This is a genomic window from Nocardia sp. NPDC088792 (genome assembly GCF_044750615.1).
Classification (GTDB): Bacteria; Actinomycetota; Actinomycetes; order Mycobacteriales; family Mycobacteriaceae; genus Nocardia.
In genome coordinates this window covers 558,325-580,721 of sequence record NZ_JBIVKC010000007.1, presented here as the reverse complement: position 1 = coordinate 580,721, position 22,397 = coordinate 558,325, and the positions used below count along the sequence as shown (strand labels likewise).

The window sequence follows — 22,397 nt, the reverse complement described above, 5'->3', positions numbered from 1 at the left end:
ATGGAAATGAATTCTATCGATAACATTGACCGCAGTAAGTCGATTCAAGACCTCGAAGGAGCGTGGCCTGAACCCTCTGTCGCATCGACCAAGCTGGTCGAAACCATCTACAAGCTGCGGAAGCGTCCGATCGGTGAGCTTGATTCGTACGATATCGCCAGGCTGATACTGCAGGATGTTGGGCTCCGATGGCTTATGCCGATCGCAGTAAAGACTCTTCGGGATACGATTCCTAAATCGACTGACGAGAACTGGTGGTATGACGATGAACTACTGCATGCAGTCATAACACGTGACAATAGTTACTGGTCTCAAGCGCCTGAGCTTGCCAGGTATATGAAGGCTACTATCGGCATGTTGCCGGAAATTTCAGACTACCTTCGCGATGACATCGAGAGGTTCAATATGAATATTTCATCGGACTAAACTCGTTTTATAGACGAAGGAGTCTGCCGGTATCTGGAAGTCTCATGCGAACCGTTGGCCTTTCGCCGTGAACGCGGCCCGGCCGCAGGCGCTGATCCGCCAACGGCCGCGCGGTCTACTCGGCACGATCGACCCGCGGCACTCGAGTCGGGCGAGGGCATTTCGAGTTCTCCAGTTGGTCAGGGTTGATGCCTCCTGGATCTGCGCCGTGGTCAGTGTGTGGTCAGGGTGAAGTGCGGCCAGGACGGCTACCTCGGTCCGGTTCACGATCGGATCACCTCCGCCGACCGTGGGACCTGTGTCTTCCGGCGGGGTGATCGCTTGGATGGGGAACTTCGAGATGCCCGCCGCCCGTGAGTGGAAGACGAAGTGGGCTCGGACTTCCCGAAGACTGCCAGCTCCCAATTTTCAAGCGGAATGTCTATCGAGCATGTAACGGCCGGGCTCCGCTCCGGCTGGCTCAACCCGGCCGATTTCCCGCCCATTCGCCTAGTGGTGAAAGACGGTGATCTATTCACGCTCGACAACCGTCGCCTCGTAGCCTTTCAGAAGGCTGGAATTACCGTTCCATTCAGAATGGCAACACCAGAGGAAGCTATGGGTGAGGCATGGAAGTTCACTACAAGGACGGGCGGGGAATCTATTCTGATACGTCAAACAGAAGAGGAGTGGTCGATAAAATGACGGAATTTCAAGCAGCAGTTCCGGAAATATCATCCAAGGAGGAACTCTCTCGGTATATTCTGAATCTTGCCGACCGTGTAGAGAGTGGATCCATGCCCATGGAGAATGGCTCGGTGGTTGCCTACGTGAGGGCTGCTGCATACTGGGTCAATGATTCGGCAGGATTCTTTGAAAACAATGGAATGGAAGTGCCGGAAAATCCTGACTGGGCGCTGATCGGCATGATCTTCAGTGCGGCCTGCGTCTATGAATAATGATCGGTGCTATCGGCTGATAGCTGATGCTATCGACGCGGGAACCGTTAATGAAGCGGCCCTGGTCGGGGTGGATGATCGAACGCTTGTGGCCAGCAAGAAGATATCAAGACAAGATCTGCTGAGTACGTACACTCGGAGGCTGCGACGCTGCGGCGATGATGCTGAATTGCTCAGTCAAACGCAACATCTAGTTGAGACCCTGCAGAGCTACCCTCTTGAAGAGCTGTCGTGGATAGGGGTATATCCGGAAGCTGGCGGATCCAGGGTCTTTCTGGCAGATTCGGATGAATCGAAGTTGATCTATTGGATGAAGATGCTCGATATACCTCCGGCTTAATCTCTTCGTTCGGTGCTCGAAAGGCTCTTGGTGTTGGAAATTATCGTTCTGAAAGGCGCTGTGCCAGGCGCACTGACCACGGTGCGCTCGAAAAGCGGTGAATGGACTGCGGTCTGGATGGGTGATGGCAACGCTGAGGCCACTAGTCCGTACGAGGTCGAACTGGAAATTGACAGTATCGAATCCTGGATTGACGAAGCCGATCTGGGCACTTTCAGTGGAATCAAGACCTATGGCGGGTCGACGGTTGTATGTGGAAAGATATCTGCCTTATATGACGATGGCATGATCGCTCTGGACCTCAACCCTGGCACGGTAATGATCGAGCCGGACTTGTCGCCGAGGCTTCAACTCGGATGGCACGTTTGTGTGGTCCCGGCGTCGATCGAGATTTTTCCGACAGGGATATAGAGGTTCCGGTCGTGCAGCACGCAGCTGCGGAACATCCGCAACTGTCACGCATATCGCTTGCCTCTCTTCATAAAAGCGGCTCGGCCCCAACCATTGGATGTCTCGGAGACTCGCGTCGATGGGGCGACCAGTTCCGGAGATGCCTCGAGCGCAGAACCTGTCACTCATGGAGACGAAATGAATCCTTCGGAATACCTTGCAGAGTTGTCATCCTGGGCGGTCACAGTCAGGATAGCGCTCGAAGGGCGGGGCATGGAGGTTAAAATTGGGGAGGATCCATCCAGTGCAGGGTCGGACCCTGTTATATGGATCAATGCTTTCAAAGGAATGAAGGCTGCGCGTCTGGCCATGTGGCGTGTAGGCGACAAAGAGTTCGAGCTTGCAGATTTCGAAACGGAAGCGGTAACGCCGAGATACCTAGCTCCGGGCGATGACTACTCAAATATTCAGTACGAGATGCTTGATTGGCTCAATAAGGGCTAAGTTATGAGGGCATTGGAGCCATCGAGATCTCTGCGTCAGGAGCGTAGGGGCCCAGTTTCTGTACCGTAGGCCTGCATAGTTCCGCGACTCTCACCCATACCGCTTGCCTTTCGTCCTGAAGGCGGCTCGGCCGTAGGCGCTGATACGCCAACGCCCGCGAGGCTGGCTGGACATGATCAGACCGCGGGATTCGAGTCGTGCGAGGGCATTTCGAATTTGCCGGGCGGTCAAGGCCGATGCCTCTCGGATCTGTGCTGTGGTCATCGTTCGGTCGGGATGAAGTACCGCCAGGACGGCCACCTCGGCAGGGTCCATGATCGGATCACCTTCGCCGGCAGTGGGATCGATGTCGTCCGGCAGTGTGATCGTTTGGATGAGGGACGTCGAGATGTCCACCACCTATGAGCGGAAGGCGAAGGGAGTTCGGACTTCCTGAGTGATCGTCCGAGTAGAAACCCCAGCAGGACCAGAGGATGACGGCGGTGCAGAGCACCGTGATCGACAGCAGTGCCCATGCGTCCCAAGACATTACGACCTCCCGTTTTGTGTGTGCCGATCGGTGGCGACCAGCCGTCGCCGGATGGCGGGTCCAGTAGAAGCCCTGGTGACCGGCACGTTCGGCAAAACTGGATGATCCAAAGGAATCCACCCGTTTCTGCTGCGCGGAATCCACGAGGGCGGAACAATGGGATCCGCAGTCCGCTGAGCAGCCATCCACGATCAGGCGCATCCGCCATCCAAGATTCGGGAGCAACGCTGATGAGCAAGAACCCGACGACGATTCCCCGACGCCAGCTGGGGAGGCAACTCCGGGAGATGCGGCAAGCAGTCGGTCTTTCCCTCGCAGACGCGGCGAGACTGATCGAGCGAGGCGCGGGCACGCTGCAGCGACTGGAGAAGGGGGAGAATCCGCGGATCCGTCAGCTCGACATCGAGGCGCTGTGCAAGCTCTACGGAGCGAGCGATGAACACATGCAGCAGTTGAAGGACATAGCGCTGCAAGCGGATCGGCGGACCCGGCCGGCGGACGACTCGTACTGGTGGACAAGGTATGAAGATCTGATCCCGGCCGACTTCGAGACCTACATGTCTCTCGAGTCGGCCGCCGAACGGATCACGATGTACCAGCCCGACACAGTGCCCGGCATCATTCAGACCGCTGACTACGCGAGGTCACTGGACAAGGTGTTCTTCGGCTCGGACACCGCCGCCGAACTGGAACAGCGGGTTCAGGTTCGGATGCAGAGGCAGGCCGCGATAACCCGCCGGCTGTCTCCCGTCGAGGTTGACCTACTGATCGACGAGGCCGCGCTGAGGCGGGTGGCAGGTTCGCGAAAGGTCATGGCGGCCCAGCTTCGCCGCTTGGCTGACACGCCACCGAATGTCAGGGTTCGCGTGATCCCTTTCAGCGTAGGGTTTCCCATGGGTGGGCACGTCGGTCCCTTTGTGATGCTGGAGTTTCCGAGCGATCCCGCCACTGGCTCGGCGGTGGAGCCGACCACCGTCTACGTCGAGTCCTACGGGACCCGGTTGTACTACGACAGCGACGTCGATGTCTCCCGTTATCGGGACGCCTACACGAAGATCGGTCGCGTAGCGTTGAGGGAAGCGGATAGTAAATACCTTCTGAGATCGGTCGCCAAGGAGTACGAAGCGTGAATGATCTACCCGGCGCGCGTTGGTTCAAGAGCAGCAGGAGCCAGGGAGGCGAAGCATGTGTCGAGGCTGCACATCTCCACTCCGGTTGCGTAGCCGTGCGAGACTCGAAACTGGGCGATGTCAGCCCGGTACTGATCTTCGACGGACCAGCCTGGGACCGATTTACGAGGGCCGTGGAGGCTGGCAGCTTCGACCAGCCGTAGTCATCCTCCATCCGGAAGGTATGTTGCCGGACTCGAAGAACGAGGCACTCGGTGGGCTTGTGGAGACTGCGCCACCGCGGCGAGCGAGCAATAGCTGCTGGTCACGATCACAGTTGGTGCGGCGGCTGCAGGATGCCGCCTTGATTGTTATGCCCCACGTCGTGGTCGTGGTCGTTCAGGTGTATCCCACGACCGATTGATCTGAACCCCAGCTCCAGGGGCTGTTCGAGCCGAGTCGCCTTCGAGTGTCGGCGGGAACTGGGATGATCAACGAGGAACGTGATCGGTACAGGGGGTATTCGTGAGCGGGTCGATGACTAGACAGACCGACGAGCAACGCGCCGCGGTCGAGGCTTTTCTGGGCGGTGACCATCTAGTTGTGCAGGCTGGAGCTGGTACCGGCAAGACCACGACCCTGCAGATGCTGGCCGAATCGACCACTGATCGTGGGCTCTACGTTGCCTTCAACCGGGCGGTGGCCAGGGAAGCTCAAAGGCGTTTTCCCAGCTCGGTGTCATGTCGAACCGTTCACTCGCTCGCCTTTCAGTCCCGCGGTCGGCAATTCAGCCAGCGTCTCAATGCGCCTCGCATTCCTTCCATGAAAGTCGCTGAGGGCCTGGGTATTCGGGGAGCTATCAGGATCGGCGATCGGAGTGTCAGCCCGTTGGCCCGGTCCTATGCCGCAGTCCAAACGGTGCTGAGGTACTGCTATTCGGACGACGACACCATTGGTCCTCATCATGTGCCTCGAATGCGAGGTCTTGACAGTGCCGATCGGCACCAGAGTCTGATTGACGCGTGTCGTGTCGCGTCTCACCTGGCGGAATTACTTGACCGCTGACATGGAAATCGATGCGGTGATCGCGCGGGGTATGGCCAAGGACCCCGATCGCCGCTACCAGTCGGCCTTTGTGCTGGCCGCTGCCACCAACCGAGCGGACGAGAACCTCTCCAGCAGTTGCCGATCTCGGCCGCCGGCCTGGCGCGAATGCGGTCAGTCCCGCCTCTGGCAGTTGTAGGGCGGAGTCGCGCCCTTCACTCTGGAAGAGCTGGGCCGGTAGCCAAAGCGGTTCCTCGCTGCTGACGCGATCGGGGATGGTCATGCATAAGGTTGGAGCCCGCGCCGCCCCGCGCGCCCTCATCGTGGCGCAGCGCCGCACGGGCGCGGCGGAACCCGTGGCTGGGATGTTTTGGTCAGATCCATCCGTCCGGTAGCGTTTTTTCGAGTTTTTCGACCGTGCTTTTCTGCAAGATCGGCTTGATCAGGTCGCCCACGAAGGGTTTGACGCAGTGTTCGAAGACCGCCCTGTGGCTTTCGGGCGCAGGGCAGATCGCCACGGCGAGCACCCGCACGGTGAACAGTGCGTGGTCATATCCGTCGAACACCGGCAGGCTCTTGATCGCCTTCCACCCGAGATGCACCGCAGCCGTTATCGCTAGGTCGGGGACGCTTTTCCACGGTGTGGACTGCTTGTGCTCCGTCAGGAGATCGGCGACGGCGTCGGGCACTTTGTCTATGGTGCCCATTGTCTGAGCGAAAGCGGCCAACATCGCGCACCAGAAGTGATGTGCCAGCAGTTGACGGTGCGAGAGCCGCGCGTCCTCCTCGAGCCCTTCCGACAGCTTGTCGGCGACCTCACCGGCGAGTGCCTCAGCCAGGGTCTGAATCGATCTGCAGTCATCGGGATGGGTGGCCAGCCAGTCGGCCACGTCCGCGAACATGGACTCGGTTGCGGCCGCTCTACGACGTTTCGTGATCCGCTTCGGGGTTCGTGGACCCGTGGCCGCGGCCCACTCGGCGTTCGTCGCATCGCGGAAGGCCCCCGACGTCGATGGGCGCTCCGGGTATCTCGCGGCCGCGCTGCCGTCGGCCAGAGCCACCAGGTATACCCACCGATGCTTGGCACCGGCGCATCCGCCGCACCGGCATTCATGTCTGGTGGCAGTCGCACAACTCCCCGTGTGCCCCATTCTCCGACTATGCCAGAACAGGCAGGACGAGATAGGCCAATTTCTCAGGTTCGGCCGGCGTGGCCGCTGTGGGGCCTCTGGCGAACGGGTGGTCCCGCCATCCGCAACGAGTTGACCGATTCGATGACCTATCCAAGGGGCGGGAAATGACTGCGAGACACTGACCGATAGTGCCATTTCGTATCGAATCATCTTGTCTCTCAGGCATTTTTGTGGTCCTCCTGGTAGGGATGGTTCTGTCGATACCGGTGTCTGTCAGTATGGTTGACGCGTCATTGTGGTTCGGGGAGCAAGGGTCTCATCTTGAGTGGTTCTTACGTGTCGGGTAGTGCGCAAGATCGAGAGCGGCTGGGTGTGGTTCTGTCGCAGTGGCGCTCGGCACTGGTCGACCTGACCGGTCGAAACAAGCTGCTGAATTTCAAGCACACCTCGGCGGCGACGCTCGAGATCAGTTCTCCGGCGGCGGGGGAATTTCTCCGGGGCCTGGACCGTGGGCTGGGGTTCGCTGCCTTGCCGGAGCACGATGTGGTGCCGAGTTCGGCGCAAGGTGCTGGTAGACAGGATGATTCCCCGCGAGGGCCGGGCATCGTGACACAGAAGCGAACGAATCCCATGTTGCAGCGGGCATTGCGCAATCTGCGGTCGAAATCGTCGCAGCTTTTCCTCGACTACGGTCTGTGGACTCTGCAAGCGGGTGTCGGCATGCTGCATTGGAGCGAGGACGGCTCTGTCAGTGATGCGCCGCTCGTGCTGCTGCCGGTCATCGTCGATATTGCCGCGAACGGTGAGTACCGCCTACGGATCAATGAGGAAGACGAGCCGAGGCACAATCCTGCGTTGGCGGTCAAGCTGGAGCAGTTGCATATCGATTGGTCGGGGGTGACGGCACAGGATCCGATGGATCTGCAGGCCGTACTGGCCGTTGCGCGGAAAGTGGTTGCGTGCCGCCCTGATTGGCGGATTTCCGAGCGAATCGTGGTGGGGCAGTTCGCATCGCACAAGGAGTCGATGTACAAGGATCTGCTGGAGAATGAGTCGCGGATTCTGAACAGCGAGCTGGTGCGCGCTGTCGCGCTCGGTCCCCGGGCACGATTCTCCCCGAGGCGTTTCGATTTCGCGGAGATCGGGTTGGATCGGATCGACGAGCTGAGTCCGCCGGAAGCTACACCGCTGGTTCTCGATGCCGACGCTTCCCAACGGCAGGCAGTGGCGGCGGCGGTGGCGGGGAATTCCTTTGTGCTGGACGGCCCGCCGGGAACGGGCAAGAGCCAGACCATCACGAACATGATCGCGGGATTGCTTTCCGCGGGTCGTACCGTGCTGTTCGTGTCCGAGAAGGCGGCGGCTTTGGACGTCGTTCTCGACCGTCTGCGGTCGGTTGGCCTGGATTCCTACGCGTTGGCACTGCACAGCCACAACACCAGCCGGAAAGCGGTGGCGCAGGAGCTGGGCCGGGCATTGACGGAGGAAGCGTCCGCTTCGTCGCTGTCTGCCCAGGAATTGTCGACGGTCCGGGAGACCCGCCAGGCGCTGAGCGAGTACGCGGCGGCCATGAACGAAGTCCGGCGGCCCCTGGATGCGACTCTGCACGACGTGTTGGGTGCCGCGGGGCATTTATCCAGTGCGGCACTGGCATACGACCTGCTACCCCGTGCGCCGCGGGTGGGAGACGACCGCGGAGACGGCAAGGACACGCGCCGCGACGGATTCTTCCCCGAGGAGATCTCCCGGCGGGATCTGGATTCGATTCTCGACTCCGCGGCCGCGATTGCGGAGGTGTGGCCCGTCTTGACCGTCCCCTCGTTTCCATGGCGGAACCTCCAGAGCACCGCGCGGGTGGCCTGGGTAGCGCTGGAGCGGGCGGACGAGGCTCACGATGAGTTGGTCGCGGCCCTCGAGTTCTATGGCGTACTCACCACCGCCGGTGTGGTCGTCGACGATGCGGTTCTGGCTCGACTCGACAAGCTCGTGAAGCTGATCGGTGCCGGCCGATCCGTACCGGAATGGTGGTTGACACAAGGCGATTCCGCCGAAATCGCGGAGCGCGTCGGCGAATTCGGGATGCGCCTCCGCACGGTGATTCGTGCCGAGGGAGCCGCTCTGGCGGCAGCAGGCGACGACTGGGAGAACCTTCCCCCGCGATTGACCGCCACGGTTCCCGCCGCCGAGCGCGCATTGCGGACGATGTCTCCGGCAGGGGTCGATCCGGCCGGACACGGCGAGCGCGACGCGCACCGTATCGTCACGGAGTTCTCCAAGGCCGCAACGCTTCTCGAACGGCTGGTCCGGGACGCGACCGCCGCGGCCGAGATCCTCGGAATCGGGCCGGTCGGTGGGCCCGTGATGGTGCGGGACCTGTGCGCTGTGCTGGATCTCTGCCCGAATGAACATCGTCCGCCGGCACGATGGCTGCTGCCGGATGCTTTCGAGCAAGCGGATCACGCTGCCGTCCGGGTGCTGGCGGACCGGCTCGAAGACTTCGTCACCCGCCGGAATGTGGTTCGTGCGCTGCAGGAGTATGCGTCCGTGCAGGCCGGCCCCGGCTGGCGGATTATTCCGCCGGATTTGGACGCCGAACCTTCCGATGCGGAGACGGCGTTGACCCGGCTGGTTCCACCGGGATTGGACATCACCGCATTGACGCGCGAGCAAGCGGGAAGCTTCGATGTCCGGTTCGCGACGATGAGCGGCATCCTGCACGCCGCGCAGCAGAATGCGGTCGTGCTCGCCGCCACGCTCGGCTGCCCCACGCCGATGACGTGCGAGCAAGCCGAGGACCTCGTCGCGCTCGCGGCGTCGGCGGCCACCGAGCAGCGCGCCCTGCCGGACTGGTTCGACCCGGACGTCATGTCGCGCATTCGCGAGCTGACGCGCGAGATCTCCGCCGCCGCAACCGAGCTGGCGACCGCCAGAGAAGCTGCCGAGCCGTGGTTCCGGCCCGAACTGGTGACCGTCCCGGAGGCCGCGGGGCTGCTGGAGTCGCTGATCGACGGTCCACGCGGGCTCGGTGGTCTGCTGTCGCGGCGAATACGCGGGGCGCGGAAGGTCGTCGCCGGAGTCGCGGTCGAGGGGTCGTGGCGGAGCGAGTTGTACGACCACTTGCCGCTGGCCGTCGCCTGGTGCGCAGCCCATGCGCGGCTGCGCGCGCTGTCCTCGGACAACGCCGATCTGCTCGGCCGTTACGGCGGCGCCGATCTGCCGGATGTCGTCGCACTCGAGGCCGCGTGTGCGCACGGCGAACTCGTCCACCGATTCGCGGCAGCGGCGGTCGTGGACGAGCAGCGACGTCGCACCCTCGCCGGGCAGCTCGGCGACGGCCGGCTCACTGCCCCGGACGTGCGGCTGCTCGGCGACGAGTTGCGTGGGGCTCTCGCCACCTGGCGTGCCAATGTGGTGCAGTCGCCGCTCGCCGATGTCGCACAGGATCTTCTGAAGCATCCGCTCGGTGAAGCCGGTGATTGGCTTGCTGCCCACGGCGAGCCGTTTCGTCTCGCCGGTGCGTTCATGGACCGGCTTGCGGGGATTCGCGGCGTCGATGCCCCCGCAGCAGGGCAGACAGTCGGCGCTGACCGCGATGTGGTGACCGCGGCGCAGGGCGCGCGGCGGGTGACGAGTGAATTCGATCGATGCCGGTCGGCGGACGAGTCGTTGCTGGGCCGCTGGTATCGCGGGCTGGAGACAGAACTGCCCGGCTCACCGGACGGTGATCGCCTGGAGGCCAAGGGATCCGGCACAGCGGACGAGCTGCTGCTCCGTGCCGTGGAGTTGGTTTATTGCTCACCGGCACCCCGTGCCGCCGAGGCTGATGCCGAGGTGCTGGGCCGATACCTCACGGTGCTGGACACCGCGGAGTTGGGCCGAGCGCTGAGTGCCGCCGAGACGGTGTCGCTGCTCGCTGCCGATGTGCTCGCCGATCCCGCTCGCCGTGCGCGGTTGGTGGAGGCACTCGCCGATGGACACCCACCACGTCCCGATCTGGGCGCTGCGGCGGATGGTCTGCGCACCGAACTGTCGGCCTGGGAATCATGCTTGGCAGGTTCGGACTTCACGGTGGCAGGTCCGGCATTGTCGTTGTTGCCCTTGGGCGCGGCGGGCGATTGGCTGCGCGCCCATATCGAACCGTTCGACGCGGCTGCTGAACTTGTCAAAGCGGTATCGCAGGTGTGCGGGACAGACAGCACCTTGACGCTCGCCGGTGCACGTGGGGTGATCGAGATGATCGCCGCTGCGCGCGCGGCGCAGCTGGATTTCGATGAGCGCGAAGCGGAATGGCGTGATCTGCTCGGCGAACTCTATCGTGGCGTCGACACCGATCAGGACGAGATGGTCGCCGGACTCGACTGGGCCGAGCGCGTGCGCCGGACTGCGCACGGCAGGAGTCCGGCGCCGGTGTCGCAGGAAGCCGCGGGCATCATGCTGTCGCCGACCGCCGACACCGCCTTCGGCCCGGCATATTCCCATTGGCTCACCGTCCGCAGCGAACTGGCCGATTGCTTCGATGCCGCCCGGGCTGCTGAAATAGCCGGCGCCGTAAAGCATTCCCTGCCGCAAGCCAAAGCCCTGCTGGACACTTTGGCCGCCGACGAGCTTGGTCCGGAGGGCTGGCAGCGCTATGCCGAGGCGAGGGCGCGGCTGCGGAAGTTCGGTTTGGAGAACCTCGCCGCCCAGCTGGCGGGACGAGGCATGGCTGCCGCCGATTTCCCGGCGACTGTCGAACGCACCGTGCTGACCGCGTGGATCGAACATCAGCTGACCACCGATTCGAGAGTGGCCACCTATCGTGCGGTCGATCGGAACCGGCTGGTGGAGCGGTTCCGCGCGGGTGATCGAGCGGTGGTGGAGGCCGCGCACGCGACGGTGATCGCTGCCTGCAACGGCAGACGGCCACGCCGGCTCGACGGCGGAGATGCCGGCCTCATCAAACGGGAAGCCGTGAAGAAGACCCGCCATATGCCGGTGCGAATGCTGCTGAGTGATTCTCGTGAGGTGGTGCAACGCATCAAACCCTGCTTCATGATGAGCCCGCTGACGGTCAGCCAGTTCCTGCCTCCGGATTTCCATTTCGACACGGTCATTTTCGATGAGGCCTCGCAGGTGCTGCCGCAGGACGCGGCGAACTCCATCTATCGCGGCAAAGCGCTCATCGTGGCCGGGGACCAGAAGCAGTTGCCGCCGACTTCCTTCTTCAGCGCCACCGGCGAGGCAGAGGACGATGAGTGGCAGGAAAACGACAGCGCCGCGTTCGAATCCGTACTGGACCTGTGCAAAGGCAGCGGCGTGCTGCGGAGCCTGCCGTTGCGCTGGCACTACCGCAGTCGCCACGAACACTTGGTCGCCTTCAGCAATCACGAGTTCTACGACCGATCCATGGTCACCTTCCCCGGCGTTCTGGAAACCGGCCCCGATATCGGTGTCGAGTTCTTCCATGCCGATGGTGTGTACGACCGCGGCGGGCGCCGCGACAATCCACGAGAAGCGAAGGTCGTTGCCGCACGGGTGATGCATCACTTCAGCACGCGCCCGGACCGCTCACTCGGCGTGGTCGCGTTGTCGAAGCCGCAGGCCGACGCCATCGAGGACGCGGTTCAGCGGGCACGCGCGGAGCGTCCCGATCTGGATCACTTCTTCACCGAGGACCGCCTCAACGGCTTCTTCGTCAAGAACCTGGAATCCGTTCAGGGCGACGAACGAGACGTGATCATCCTGTCGATCGGCTACGGCCCCGACAAGGAGGGAAAGCTGCGCTCGACATTCGGCCCGATCAACAAGGACGGCGGCTGGCGTCGGCTCAATGTGGCCGTCACCCGCGCCCGGCGACGCATGGAGGTTGTCGCCTCGTTCCACGGATCCGAACTTCCCGACAGCGCGAATCGCAGTGTCGCGCATCTGAAACGCTATCTGATGTACGCGGAGCAGGGGCCGCAGGTCCTCCCGGCCACCGGTAGTTCCACGAGCGTCGATTCGCACGGGCCTTTCGAACAGGATGTGCTCGATGCCCTCCGAAGCTGGGGCTATGACGTCGAGCCGCAGGTCGGCGTCGCAGGCTATCGCATCGATATGGCGGTACGTCATCCGGAGGCGCCCGGCGTATTCGCACTCGGTATCGAATGCGATGGCGCCATGTACCACTCGTCCCGAGCGGCTCGTGATCGAGACAGGCTGCGGGCCACAGTATTACGAGATCTCGGCTGGCAGCTGTTCCGCGTGTGGAGCATCGACTGGTATCGGGATCGAGCCACCGCGATGACCAGGCTGCGAAAGGCCGCCGAGGCCGCGTGTGCCATCGACCCGCACGTGCCCGAACCGATAACCGCTCGCCCTGCCCCGGTGGCCGGCGAATCGGCCCCGGCGGCAGTCGAATACGTCAGTGTCGCCTCCGAACCGGCGGCGTGGACGCGCCCGTATCCCGCAATGACCTGGCAGACGCTGACATCTCTGCGTCACCGTGTGGCCAAGGAACAACGCGTGCCCGATGTCGCCCTGCAGGCTCCGCAGGCAGCGGGTGTGGTGGCCGAGGTCGTGATGCGGGTGATCGAGGAGGAAGGCCCGATCGAAGAGTCGGTGATCGTCGTCCGGGCGCGCACGGCATGGGAACTCCAACGTGCGGGTCGCGTCTTCCAGGAGGCCGTGCGTAGTGTCCTCAACGGTCTGGTCCGACAGCACCGCATCATCCGCACCGCGACCACCTACGATCTCCCCGGCCGCACGGTGACCGCCGTCCGGGTGCCGGTCGGCGACTACATCCGGAAAGTCGGTGAAATACCGCCCGCCGAGCGACAACTCGCACTCCGCTGTCTGGTCGCGGATATGCCGGGAATGCAGCGGGACGAGTTGTTGAGGGAAGCGGCTTCCTTGCTGGGCTGGTCCCGAGTAGGGGCGGATATCCGATCGGCGCTGTCCGGCGATCTGGTGTTGCTGCTGCGACGCGGGGAGATTACGGAGACGGAGACCGGGTTGCGGGTCGGCGTGACGAGGGGTGCCGGGCGTTGAAGTTGAAGAGGTGATGACGCGGTGACCACCACCCGGTTCGTCCGGGACCGGCAGGGATTGCGGACGGAGGACCGACGCGGCTTCGACGCGGCGACCACTGAATCGGACCGGTGGCGAAAGGGTCTGTCGGTTGATGGATTTGGTCGGCGGTATCGTGCGATCCATCCCATCGACTACCGCACTTCCATCACGAGCCGTTCGCATCTCGCGGCACGATTGCGGCCAGGACGTCGAAATAGCGCTGTTCACTCCATAATTGGTGGTTTCCGATCACGTAGAAACGACGCTTCGCCCGCGACACCGCAACATTGAGCAGGTTCGGCTTCTCCGATGCCCAGCGCCGTGCACCCCCGTTCTGCGGGGGCGTGCCGAGTACGAGGATGACGACATCGGATTCCTGCCCTTGGACGGTGTGCACGGTTCCGACATTGTTGTCGGCGAAGGTCCGGTCGATGGCGTTCGCGGCTATCTCCTTGGCTCCGTGCACGACGGCGCGGAAGGGACTGACGATCCGGATATCGCTCGCGGGAATTCCCATTCCGTTGACCAGGTAGTCCAGCAGTTCCCGGAGCTTGACGCCCTCCGCGGGTATCCAGTTGCCGTCTCCCCGGGGCGCGCGGATGTCGAACCAAGTGTTCTCGCCGGGGAATTCACCGCGTGCGGGGGTCCCGTACACCATGAGGTCACCGCCGTAGGCGATGGTGTTGGCCACCGCGAACATAGGTCTGTCGCAGCGGCGATGGACTCGTAGCGGCGCGCCGACCCACACGTGGGTTTGTCCCTCGGGCTCGGGCAGATTCGTTCCATGGTGTGCGAGCCGGTCCGCGACGCGCTGGGCGGACGTGTGGTCCGGAGTCCATTGCTCGGCTACGCCATAGTGCGCGAGCAGCGCTGTCTGGGCCGGTAGCGGCAGCGTGACAATCGGTTCGAGCTGCTGTGGATCGCCGACAATGACGGCCCGGCGGGTCCGCCACAGGCCGCTCGCGGCCTGCTGTGGTGTGGCCTGGCCGGCCTCGTCTATGAGGAGCCAGCCCAAGGCTTCTCGTTCCAGCCCGGCGAACAGGCGAGGCAGGGACGCGAAGGTTGTCGACACCATGGGCACGATCAGAAAGAGCGTCTGCCACGCGGCGGTCAGTACCGCAGTGTCGGGTTTGGCCTCGAGCTCGTTGCGGAGCATTAGTGCCATGACGGCGAGGTTGCCCCGGATTCGGGACGCCGCGGCCGCGGCGAAGGCGCGATGCAGTTCCAGGGATGAGAGAAACAGACGGTGCCGGGCGGCGACGTAGGCTTCATCCGCCCAGGCGTTGCAGAGCTGGAAGCGCCGCTCGTCGGCGACGATGTCGCCGAAAGGGATTGTGCCGGGCCATTGTTCTGTAGCCCGCTCCACTCTCGTCGAAATGGCTCGGTACTCTGCCACCGCGGAGTCATGCTTCTCGACGAGTTCGCGTTCGTCGGCGATGATCTGTTCGCAATCCGCTGTGGCCGCTCCGACGGCGGTGACACATTCCTGGACTGCGTCCTCAGCGGCTTTCCGTTTCGCAGTTAGATCCCGGTGTTCGCTATGCCATTCACGTCCTGCCCGGAACCAGGTGGACAGCGAGATCCAGAAGTTCGGTTTGTCGAGCCGATGCTCGGCTATCGCGGTACGCGCGGCGTCCAGGCTGGCTTCTGTGCGGGCCTTGTTGTCTTGGGCGAGGACGAGGTCGGCGGCTCGATGCTTGTAGGTCTGGCGCGCGGTTTCGATCTTCCCCGCCATCGCCTCGATCCCTGCTGATAACCGATGCAGAGCGCCGATGTCATCGGCGACGGATTGTCTTTCGGCCGTGAGTTGCCGAACCTCGGACTCCGTGCTCTGGAACGCGGTGACCGCCTGCCGCCATGCGGTCGGCGATCCTGGATCATCGGCCGCCAGCGCCAATATGCGTTGCATGCCGTCGATCCGATCGTCCGGCGGCTCGGAGCTCTGGTCCGGGTCGGATTGGTCCCCGGACGGGCTGTCCTTGCCCCACCAGAATCGTTTGGCGAAGTTCGAGCGGTTCTTCATATTGCCCAGGACGGCGGCGACCAGACCCCATGCCGGACGATCCAGGATGTAGGAGGCGAGGTCGGGAAAGTAGTTCGCGGCCAAGGCTTCCTGTCGCGCGCCCGACACCGCGGCGATCGCGGGGATCTCCGCCGTCACATTCGCAGCGGCGTCATTGCTCGCGGTGGCGACGACGATCTCGAATCCGGTGATATCGGCGCTGGGGGCATTGATGGTGAATCTGTACTGACGATGGCGAACCGCCCCGACTCTCTGGCTGAAGGCTGCGCGGGGATCGTCATACCCTGCCAGTCTGTGCGCGTGTTGCACGACGATCGCAGCCAGAACATCTCTGAGCATGGTGGTCTTGCCGGTGCCGGGTGGTCCGTTGACGGCGAAAATTCCTGCGCTGTCTGCTAATTCGTCCATCAACTGATTGACCGCGAACTGCTGGCTGAGCACCAGCGGCCGGTGTGGGTCACCGGGCCACCGACCCCCTGGTATCCGGTTGGGCATCAGTCCCGTGATGACCGCACCGGGATTGTGTCGCACATCGACTCGGCTTCCGGTGTCGTAACCATCGGCGAGGTAGGAGCGCAACGCCGGTCCGATGTCGTTCTTCTCGACCGCCTCCGCGAGGCGGGCAAGGTCTTCTGCGATTTGGCTGTTCAGGAAGTCCTGTTCGACGTCGGTTGACCAATTCGGCGAAACTTGAACGCATTTCACCCGCACACCCCCGACGTCGAGGGCGTGGGCAACACCCATCGCATCGGCGAGCTGCTCGCTGAACTGATGCAGATCCTCGGCCGAGAAGGCGAATGTCGCTGGTTCCGCGGAACTCTTCCCGGACTCCTTGGCTGCCGCGGATTTGGCGACCATTTTCTCCACGAACGTTCCTACGGCGGCCCCGGCGATGCTGCCCGCCACCGGACCGCCGAGGGCTGTGACGGCAGCCGCCGTTGCAGCGGTTGCCGCAGTTCCGAGCCCCTTGGCGGCGGCCTCTCGACCGGAACGTTTGGTGCGGTCGGCCGCTGATTTGGCCGCGGTCGCGAATCGGGAGACGGCTTCCGCGAACTCCGGTGCGCACAACTGGTTCAGTCCGAGGCTGAAAGCCTTTTCCTCCTCGTCGAAGCCATCGAGCCAGTGCCGATCGTTCGGACCGGGTGACCGAAGCCGGCCGACCGCCCAGACGGCTGCCGACAGCGTGGGCGAATCAGCGAGGAGGGTTCCGTGCTCGTCGACCGTGAGCGCGAACATCGCTGTCGTGCCGATGGGCCGGGCATCGGGCGGCACGCTGTCGGGCCCGAAGACGCGAAGCAGCTCGTTGCGCATCTTCTCGATCTGATACAGGCCCGCATAGACGGTGAACCGCCAGGTCTTACCCGGTGGCAGCGGATGTGTCTGTGCGAGCGGATGCTCGGGTTCCCACGGCATCGGCTCCGCCGCCCCGACGTCGACCACGACCGGCCCGCCGCGCTGCTTTGCGAGCTTGGGCACGTCTTGCGGGCTGAACATCTCGATTGCGTGCCAGAACCGCACCAATTGAGCTGATCGACCAGTCTCGTCCATGGCATCGTCCCCCGTTCGCCGCCCGAGATCTGTTCTACGGTACGGCAACACGGCTGTGATGTTGTGAGAACCGTTTGCCCCGAATGTCTTTAACGATTGTCCTGAAAATCGAGATTCGGAGGGCTCTGCGACGGCGAGCCCCGATCGCCTCACAAGGTTGTCGACGGTTTTTAGAGGATTAAACGACCGATCATTCAGGGTCTATGGCTGATCTTGCTGGGAGATACTTCGATCAGACCTTTGTAATCGAAGTCATGGATCAGCCGCCGCCCTCGGAGCGCGGCCTGGTGAGAGGGGGCGCGACCGATCGGGAGCCGGTCGAAGCGCGGCGTGTGTCCATTCGCGATCGATGAGACTGGATGGTGGTAGCAATGCGGGAAACCATCGGTGGTGGGCGGTACCGGCTGGTGGGGCCGATCGGCGCGGGGGGAATGGGTGATGTCTACGATGGGTATGACCAGCATCTCGAACGCGAGGTGGCCATCAAGTTCCCGCAACTCGGTCCGCACGCCGATCCTGGCCTGACACAGCGGTTCCTGCGTGAGGCGCGGACGATGGCCAAGCTGAGCCATCCAGGGCTCCCGACGATTCACGATGCCGGAGCCGAGCCTGGGACGCCGGAAACCCCTTACATCGTGATGCAGTACATCGAGGGCGTGACGCTCGAAAAACTCCGCGCGAACCACGGCCGACTATCGATCGGCGTGGTCGCTTGTCTCGGAGCGCAGGCCGCCGCCGCGTTGTCCGCAGTGCATCGGTTTCGGATCCACCATCGCGATCTGAAGCCGGCCAATCTGATGTTGTGTCCGGACGGAACTCTGAAGGTCCTGGACTTCGGCCTGGCCATGCGATACGACATCGACCTTACTCGGCTGACCCGCGTCGGCGGATTCATCGGGACTCCGGCGTACATGGCTCCCGAGCAGTTCGAGGGCTCGGTGACACCGCAAACCGATCTGTACGCATTGGGATTGGTGCTCTACGAGCTGCTCACCGGAGAACGGGCGCTGACGGCCGGGACTCCGGCCCTGGTGTATCGGCGCCGAATGGTCGGACCGCCGCCGGACGTCCGCGACCGGAGGCCCGAGGTACCGGCTGACGTCGCATATCTGCTGATTCGCATGCTGGACAGTGACCCGGATCGACGTCCGAGCGATGCCGTCGCGGTGCAGGAGGTATTGCTCCGACACCGCACCCCCCTTCGGGAGCTGCCCGAGGTGACCGATCCCGACGGGCCCGTGCATGGGTTCGCACTAGCCCTCGTGAGCAGCGTGCCTGACGTGGCGAATGACAATGCGGATCGAAGGCCCGGTGCGGCAATGGATTTCAGTCGTGCCGACATCCTGCGCGCGATCGGGCACGCTGGTGATCTGGCCGACGGATCCGATTACGGGCGTGTGGCCGTCGACCTGGAATTCGCGGTCGGAAAGGCGGTGTCCGCATTCGGTTCCCGTGATGCGGATGTGGTGGAGGCACGACTGAAACTGGCCGATCTGCGTTTCGAGATCGGGGACTACGCGGTGGCCATGGAGCTATACCGAGGCCTGCTTGACGATCTGACCGACCGCGGACCGTACGACGACCAGGTTATGTACTGCCAACGACGGCTGGCGCTGTGCCAGGTTCGTCTCGGTGAGACCAAACTCGCGCTGAATGGTCTGCGGAGTCTGCACAGGCGAATGGCTGTGCGTCACGGCGAGCAGGACTGGCGCGTTGTCGAACTGGCGGAACAGATCGAGAACCTCAGGGCCTCTTGATATTTCATGGTCGATGCGCAGTCGTCGCGAATCGGTGACATCGGTCGATAGCGCGACGGGCTGACGCCAACAGGGGAGGAGGAGGGCCGAATGTCGAGCGGCGAAGCGGTGGGGAAGTCGGCCGCGAACGATTTGGTGGATCGTGGTGCGCGATTGTTCGACTATCTCGCGAAGGCGCAGACGATCGGTCGGCCCCGAGTGCAGGACATCGCCGCTTATCAGCGCGACGGGGAGGTTCTCTGGGTGGCTGATCTGCCCGTTCATGCGGCGATCACCTACCAAGCCAACGACCCGGGCATTCCCTTCCTGATGGTGCAGAAGGTGACGGTGTCGGATGTTCCGGAACCTGATGTCCGGCTGCGGATTTGGCTCGATCCAGGGTGGGGTGAACCCGACCAGGCGCCGACTCTGCGGGCGACCCGAGTCGACGAGGCGGGCGCGATACTGCTGCGAGCCGACCACCCGGAGGTAGCCGAGGCCTTCGACGCCTGGCTGTCGCTGTGGCGGGGCTGGGCGGAGGTCGCGCGCCTGAAGCTGGAGGTGCAGCAGCTGTACCACACCATGTACGAGATGTACACGCGTCACCAGGGTGCGAGTGAAACCCTCGAAGCCGTACTGGCTTTGGGGTTCCTCACCTGGCACTCGCCCGAGACCGGGGTCGTGCGCAGGCACCTGCTGACCATGCCGGTGATACTCGGTTTCGACTCCGACTTCGGCGCGATTTCGGTCAGCCTCGACCCCGAGGCCCTCGGCTATTCGGCGGAATTATCGGATATTCTCGACACCGCGCACATGTCCGCGCCACGTGATCTGGAGCGCGCGGAATCGGAGGCCCGCACTGGTGATATCGAGCCGTTCGATCGCGAGAATGTCGGTGCGTTGGTGCGGATGTTCATCAACTGCATCAATCCGGACGCCGAGTATTTCGACGAACTGACGCCCGGTGCACCGGGAATACGGCCGACTGCGCGCTATGCGCCCGCGGTCATCTTGCGTCGCCGTGGCAACCGCGGCATGGTGACGACCCTGCGCGCCATCGCTGCCACCATTCGCGCGAGCGGTGCGCTGCCGGCTGGCATCCACAATCTGGTGGACCCGAACTACCGATCGACGCCGACACCGCCCGAGAGCTCGGGAGCCATCGTCCGCGACGGCAAGGATCAATTCCTGCCGCTGCAGCTCAACCAGCGCCAGCACGAGATTCTCGAACACGTCGACCATCACGCTCACACCTTGGTCCAGGGGCCTCCCGGGACCGGCAAGACCCACACGGCGGCGGCGCTGATCACCCACCTGCTGGCCCAGGGTAAGCGGGTGCTTATCACCGCACATACCGACCGTGCGCTGCACGAGGTGCGAGCCAAGCTGCCCGAGGACATCAAGCCGTTGTGCGTCGCAGTGGTCGGGGATTCTCGGCAGGAGCACGAGGATCTGAAGGCTTCGATCAATCGAATCTCCCAGGCCGCCGCCGACTATCACCCGGACCGGAGCCGCGAACAGATTGCCGCTGTCGAGATCGAGATCGACATCCTGTGCGCCCAGCGTGCCGGTGTGCACAGCGAACTGCTGGCTCTTCGGGAGCGTGATGTCATCACCCACTCCGTAGCCGGGTACACGGGCACGACCGCAGTGATCGCGGGCCGCTGGCGCGCGGAGCAACCAGACCATGGCTGGATCTCTGACCTGATCGAGGTCGATCCGGATCGCGCGGAGCCGATCACCGGTGTGTTGATCCGGGAATGGCGGTCACTGCTGCTCGCTTCCGCACTCGATGATCCCGAAGTCGTCACGGGGCGACTGCCGTCGGAATCCGAGTTGCCGCCGGTGGAGACGTTCGAGCAGTGGTGCATTGTGGAAGAACGAGCACATCACCACCGACGGGAGTTCGCCCGATTCGACGGTGACCCCATTGTCGCTCACTGCGCGCGGCTGACGGGTGAGCAGCGGGCTCGGGCCCGGGAAGCGCTGGAGGAGTGCGTGACTCGTGCGTCGGTGTTGCGTCGGCGGCCCGACGGGTGGGTGCCGCTGGTGCTCAATGCTGTTCACAACGGCCTTATTGCCGAGTGGCAAGTGCGGAAGACAGCGGTCGAGCGTGCGCTGAGCGGTGCCGGCGCGTCGGTTGCTGCGGTGGGTTTCACCAATGTTCAGGTGGCGGTGACCGATTCGGCGGGGCTGCTCGCGCTGGCGGAAGCGCTGAAACAACACATTGCTACGAATGGTCCTTTGCGGTTGCGTCCTGACGGGTTGCCGAAAACGGGCCTCGGCACGGCGCGGATTGTCAAGGACGCCGGGCCGCTGTTCGAACAGGTCCGAATCGACGGGCGGGTACCCGTGACGGTTGAACAGCTCGACATGTTCCTGAACATGCAACGTGCGCAGCTGTTTCTGCATCAGCTCGACATGGCGTGGCCGGTCCCGTTTCCGGCGATCGGCCAGCCGAGGGACCGTCTCGCCCGTCATCGGGCAGCCTACGATCTCCTCGAACAGATCTTGGACTACGCTGCCGGTCTGGAACAGGCGGGAATGCGGTTGCGGGAATTCGGACTGCCCGTACCCGATTGGGGCAACGATTCCGAAATACGGTCGGCGCGTGATACTTTCGAGACGGCGGAAGCGCAGGAGTCATGCGAGCGCGCAGCGGCCCCATTCAATGAACTCGTTCGGCGCCTCGCCGCTCCCGATAACGACGCCGGACCGACGCTGGGGAGTCTCGAGGCCGCGGCTCGGCGACGCGACATCGCGTCCTACCGGGTCGCCTGGGCACGGCTCGCGGAGTTGAATCGTCTGCGCCGCATGGTCACCCGCCGTGCTGAGCTCACCGAGACGATGGCTGCGCTACCGGGTTTGTGTGCCGCCTTGATAGGGGATCCGGCGAATACCGATTGGGATACGCGCTTGGATCGGTTCGATAGCGCGCTGCGTTGGGCCGAAGTCGGTGATTGGCTATACCACCACAATGTCGGCGGGGCCAACGAACTGTGCCGCAAGCTCGACAATGTCGAGGCCGAGTTGCGTAAACGCGCCGGGCGGCTGGCGGGCATCACGGCCTGGGACTGGGCGGTCGGTCGGCTCACGTTGCAGGCTCAGGCGGATCTGCGCCAGTATGCGCAACTGGTGAAGGGGCTCGGTAAGGGCAAGGGCGCGTACGCCGAAGGCAAGAAGGCAGGCATCCAGGCCGCGCTGACCAACTGCCGGACCGCGGTGCCGGTATGGATCATGCCGATCTACCGTGTGGTCGAACAATTCTCGGTGACCGCCGACATGTTCGACGTAGTGCTGGTGGACGAGGCGTCCCAGGCCGGTGTGGAAGCGGTCTTCCTGCAGTATCTGGCTCCGCGCATCGTGGTGGTCGGCGACGACAAGCAGGTCTCGCCATCCGCGGTGGGTGTGGACGAGTCGGAACTAGGACGGCTGGTGGCTCAATACCTGTATGACGACCGCTATCTGGAGTCGTGGAAGAACCCGCGCCGCAGTCTGTTCGACGACGCGTCGATGCGGTACCCGAAGCGAATCACGCTCGTCGAACACCGTCGCTGTGTCCCCGAGATCATCGAGTTCTCCAACAAGATCGCCTATGAGCAGGAGGGCGTGCGTCTCGTGCCCGTGCGCCGGTACGGCAGCGACTGA

General features: G+C 63.4%; 14 protein-coding genes. 11 read left to right on the top strand and 3 right to left on the bottom strand.

What is annotated here, in order from left to right; genetic code table 11:
* Nucleotides 1-6: 6 nt before the first annotated feature.
* The 4 genes from ACIP5Y_RS42485 to ACIP5Y_RS42470 all read left to right on the top strand — a co-directional run bounded on the left by ACIP5Y_RS42485 (nucleotide 7) and on the right by ACIP5Y_RS42470 (nucleotide 2,598).
* A complete protein-coding gene (locus ACIP5Y_RS42485; protein WP_400358933.1) occupies nucleotides 7-426 on the top strand; it encodes a contact-dependent growth inhibition system immunity protein in 420 nt (139 codons plus the stop codon).
* A gap of 608 nt (nucleotides 427-1,034) precedes the next feature.
* A complete protein-coding gene (locus ACIP5Y_RS42480; RefSeq protein WP_400358931.1) occupies nucleotides 1,035-1,364 on the top strand; it encodes a hypothetical protein in 330 nt (109 codons plus the stop codon).
* 352 nt (nucleotides 1,365-1,716) lie between these two features.
* Complete coding sequence (locus tag ACIP5Y_RS42475) at nucleotides 1,717-2,115, top strand: hypothetical protein (RefSeq protein WP_400358929.1); 399 nt, start codon at nucleotides 1,717-1,719, stop codon at nucleotides 2,113-2,115.
* Nucleotides 2,116-2,292: 177 nt separating this feature from the next.
* A complete protein-coding gene (locus tag ACIP5Y_RS42470) occupies nucleotides 2,293-2,598 on the top strand; it encodes a hypothetical protein (RefSeq protein ID WP_400358927.1) in 306 nt (101 codons plus the stop codon).
* Nucleotides 2,599-2,688: 90 nt separating this feature from the next.
* Here ACIP5Y_RS42470 and ACIP5Y_RS42465 read toward each other — a convergent pair whose 3' ends face one another.
* On the bottom strand, nucleotides 2,689-2,913 hold the full coding sequence (locus tag ACIP5Y_RS42465) for a winged helix DNA-binding protein (RefSeq protein ID WP_400359021.1): 225 nt from the start codon (nucleotides 2,911-2,913) through the stop codon (nucleotides 2,689-2,691).
* 444 nt (nucleotides 2,914-3,357) lie between these two features.
* Between ACIP5Y_RS42465 and ACIP5Y_RS42460 the strand changes: the two genes are divergently transcribed.
* The 4 genes from ACIP5Y_RS42460 (at nucleotide 3,358) to ACIP5Y_RS42445 (ending at nucleotide 5,479) form a co-directional block, all read left to right on the top strand.
* A complete protein-coding gene (locus ACIP5Y_RS42460; RefSeq protein ID WP_400358926.1) occupies nucleotides 3,358-4,257 on the top strand; it encodes a helix-turn-helix domain-containing protein in 900 nt (299 codons plus the stop codon).
* Nucleotides 4,254-4,460: a DUF397 domain-containing protein gene (locus ACIP5Y_RS42455; protein ID WP_400358924.1), complete on the top strand. Its 207-nt coding sequence runs from the start codon at nucleotides 4,254-4,256 to the stop codon at nucleotides 4,458-4,460. The genes ACIP5Y_RS42460 and ACIP5Y_RS42455 overlap by 4 nt, the downstream gene beginning before the upstream one ends.
* A gap of 313 nt (nucleotides 4,461-4,773) precedes the next feature.
* Complete coding sequence (locus ACIP5Y_RS42450; protein WP_400358922.1) at nucleotides 4,774-5,301, top strand: AAA family ATPase; 528 nt, start codon at nucleotides 4,774-4,776, stop codon at nucleotides 5,299-5,301.
* Nucleotides 5,291-5,479, top strand: a complete 189-nt coding sequence (locus tag ACIP5Y_RS42445) for a hypothetical protein (RefSeq protein ID WP_400359027.1) — start codon at nucleotides 5,291-5,293, stop codon at nucleotides 5,477-5,479. The genes ACIP5Y_RS42450 and ACIP5Y_RS42445 overlap by 11 nt, the downstream gene beginning before the upstream one ends.
* A 175-nt stretch (nucleotides 5,480-5,654) precedes the next feature.
* Here the strand turns inward: ACIP5Y_RS42445 and ACIP5Y_RS42440 are convergent, their stop codons facing one another.
* Nucleotides 5,655-6,341, bottom strand: a complete 687-nt coding sequence (locus tag ACIP5Y_RS42440) for a hypothetical protein (RefSeq protein WP_400358920.1) — start codon at nucleotides 6,339-6,341, stop codon at nucleotides 5,655-5,657.
* A gap of 408 nt (nucleotides 6,342-6,749) precedes the next feature.
* On the opposite strand from ACIP5Y_RS42440, the gene ACIP5Y_RS42435 reads away from it, so the two are divergent.
* Complete coding sequence (locus tag ACIP5Y_RS42435; protein WP_400359019.1) at nucleotides 6,750-13,421, top strand: DUF3320 domain-containing protein; 6,672 nt, start codon at nucleotides 6,750-6,752, stop codon at nucleotides 13,419-13,421.
* 187 nt (nucleotides 13,422-13,608) lie between these two features.
* Here ACIP5Y_RS42435 and ACIP5Y_RS42430 read toward each other — a convergent pair whose 3' ends face one another.
* Nucleotides 13,609-17,013 (bottom strand): AAA domain-containing protein, encoded by a 3,405-nt coding sequence (locus ACIP5Y_RS42430; protein WP_400358918.1) that lies wholly within the window; start codon nucleotides 17,011-17,013, stop codon nucleotides 13,609-13,611.
* 371 nt (nucleotides 17,014-17,384) lie between these two features.
* Between ACIP5Y_RS42430 and ACIP5Y_RS42425 the strand changes: the two genes are divergently transcribed.
* On the top strand, nucleotides 17,385-18,770 hold the full coding sequence (locus ACIP5Y_RS42425; protein WP_400358916.1) for a protein kinase: 1,386 nt from the start codon (nucleotides 17,385-17,387) through the stop codon (nucleotides 18,768-18,770).
* Nucleotides 18,771-18,860: 90 nt separating this feature from the next.
* Nucleotides 18,861-22,397 (top strand): AAA domain-containing protein, encoded by a 3,537-nt coding sequence (locus ACIP5Y_RS42420; protein ID WP_400358915.1) that lies wholly within the window; start codon nucleotides 18,861-18,863, stop codon nucleotides 22,395-22,397.

Coding starts and splice junctions, on each gene's coding strand:
- ACIP5Y_RS42485 (WP_400358933.1), top strand. CDS start 7: ATGAATTCTATCGATAACATTGACCGCAGTAAGTCGATTCAAGACCTC.
- ACIP5Y_RS42480 (WP_400358931.1), top strand. CDS start 1,035: ATGGAAGTTCACTACAAGGACGGGCGGGGAATCTATTCTGATACGTCA.
- ACIP5Y_RS42470 (WP_400358927.1), top strand. CDS start 2,293: ATGAATCCTTCGGAATACCTTGCAGAGTTGTCATCCTGGGCGGTCACA.
- ACIP5Y_RS42465 (WP_400359021.1), bottom strand. CDS start 2,913: ATGGACCCTGCCGAGGTGGCCGTCCTGGCGGTACTTCATCCCGACCGA.
- ACIP5Y_RS42460 (WP_400358926.1), top strand. CDS start 3,358: ATGAGCAAGAACCCGACGACGATTCCCCGACGCCAGCTGGGGAGGCAA.
- ACIP5Y_RS42450 (WP_400358922.1), top strand. CDS start 4,774: ATGACTAGACAGACCGACGAGCAACGCGCCGCGGTCGAGGCTTTTCTG.
- ACIP5Y_RS42430 (WP_400358918.1), bottom strand. CDS start 17,013: ATGGACGAGACTGGTCGATCAGCTCAATTGGTGCGGTTCTGGCACGCA.
- ACIP5Y_RS42425 (WP_400358916.1), top strand. CDS start 17,385: ATGCGGGAAACCATCGGTGGTGGGCGGTACCGGCTGGTGGGGCCGATC.
- ACIP5Y_RS42420 (WP_400358915.1), top strand. CDS start 18,861: ATGTCGAGCGGCGAAGCGGTGGGGAAGTCGGCCGCGAACGATTTGGTG.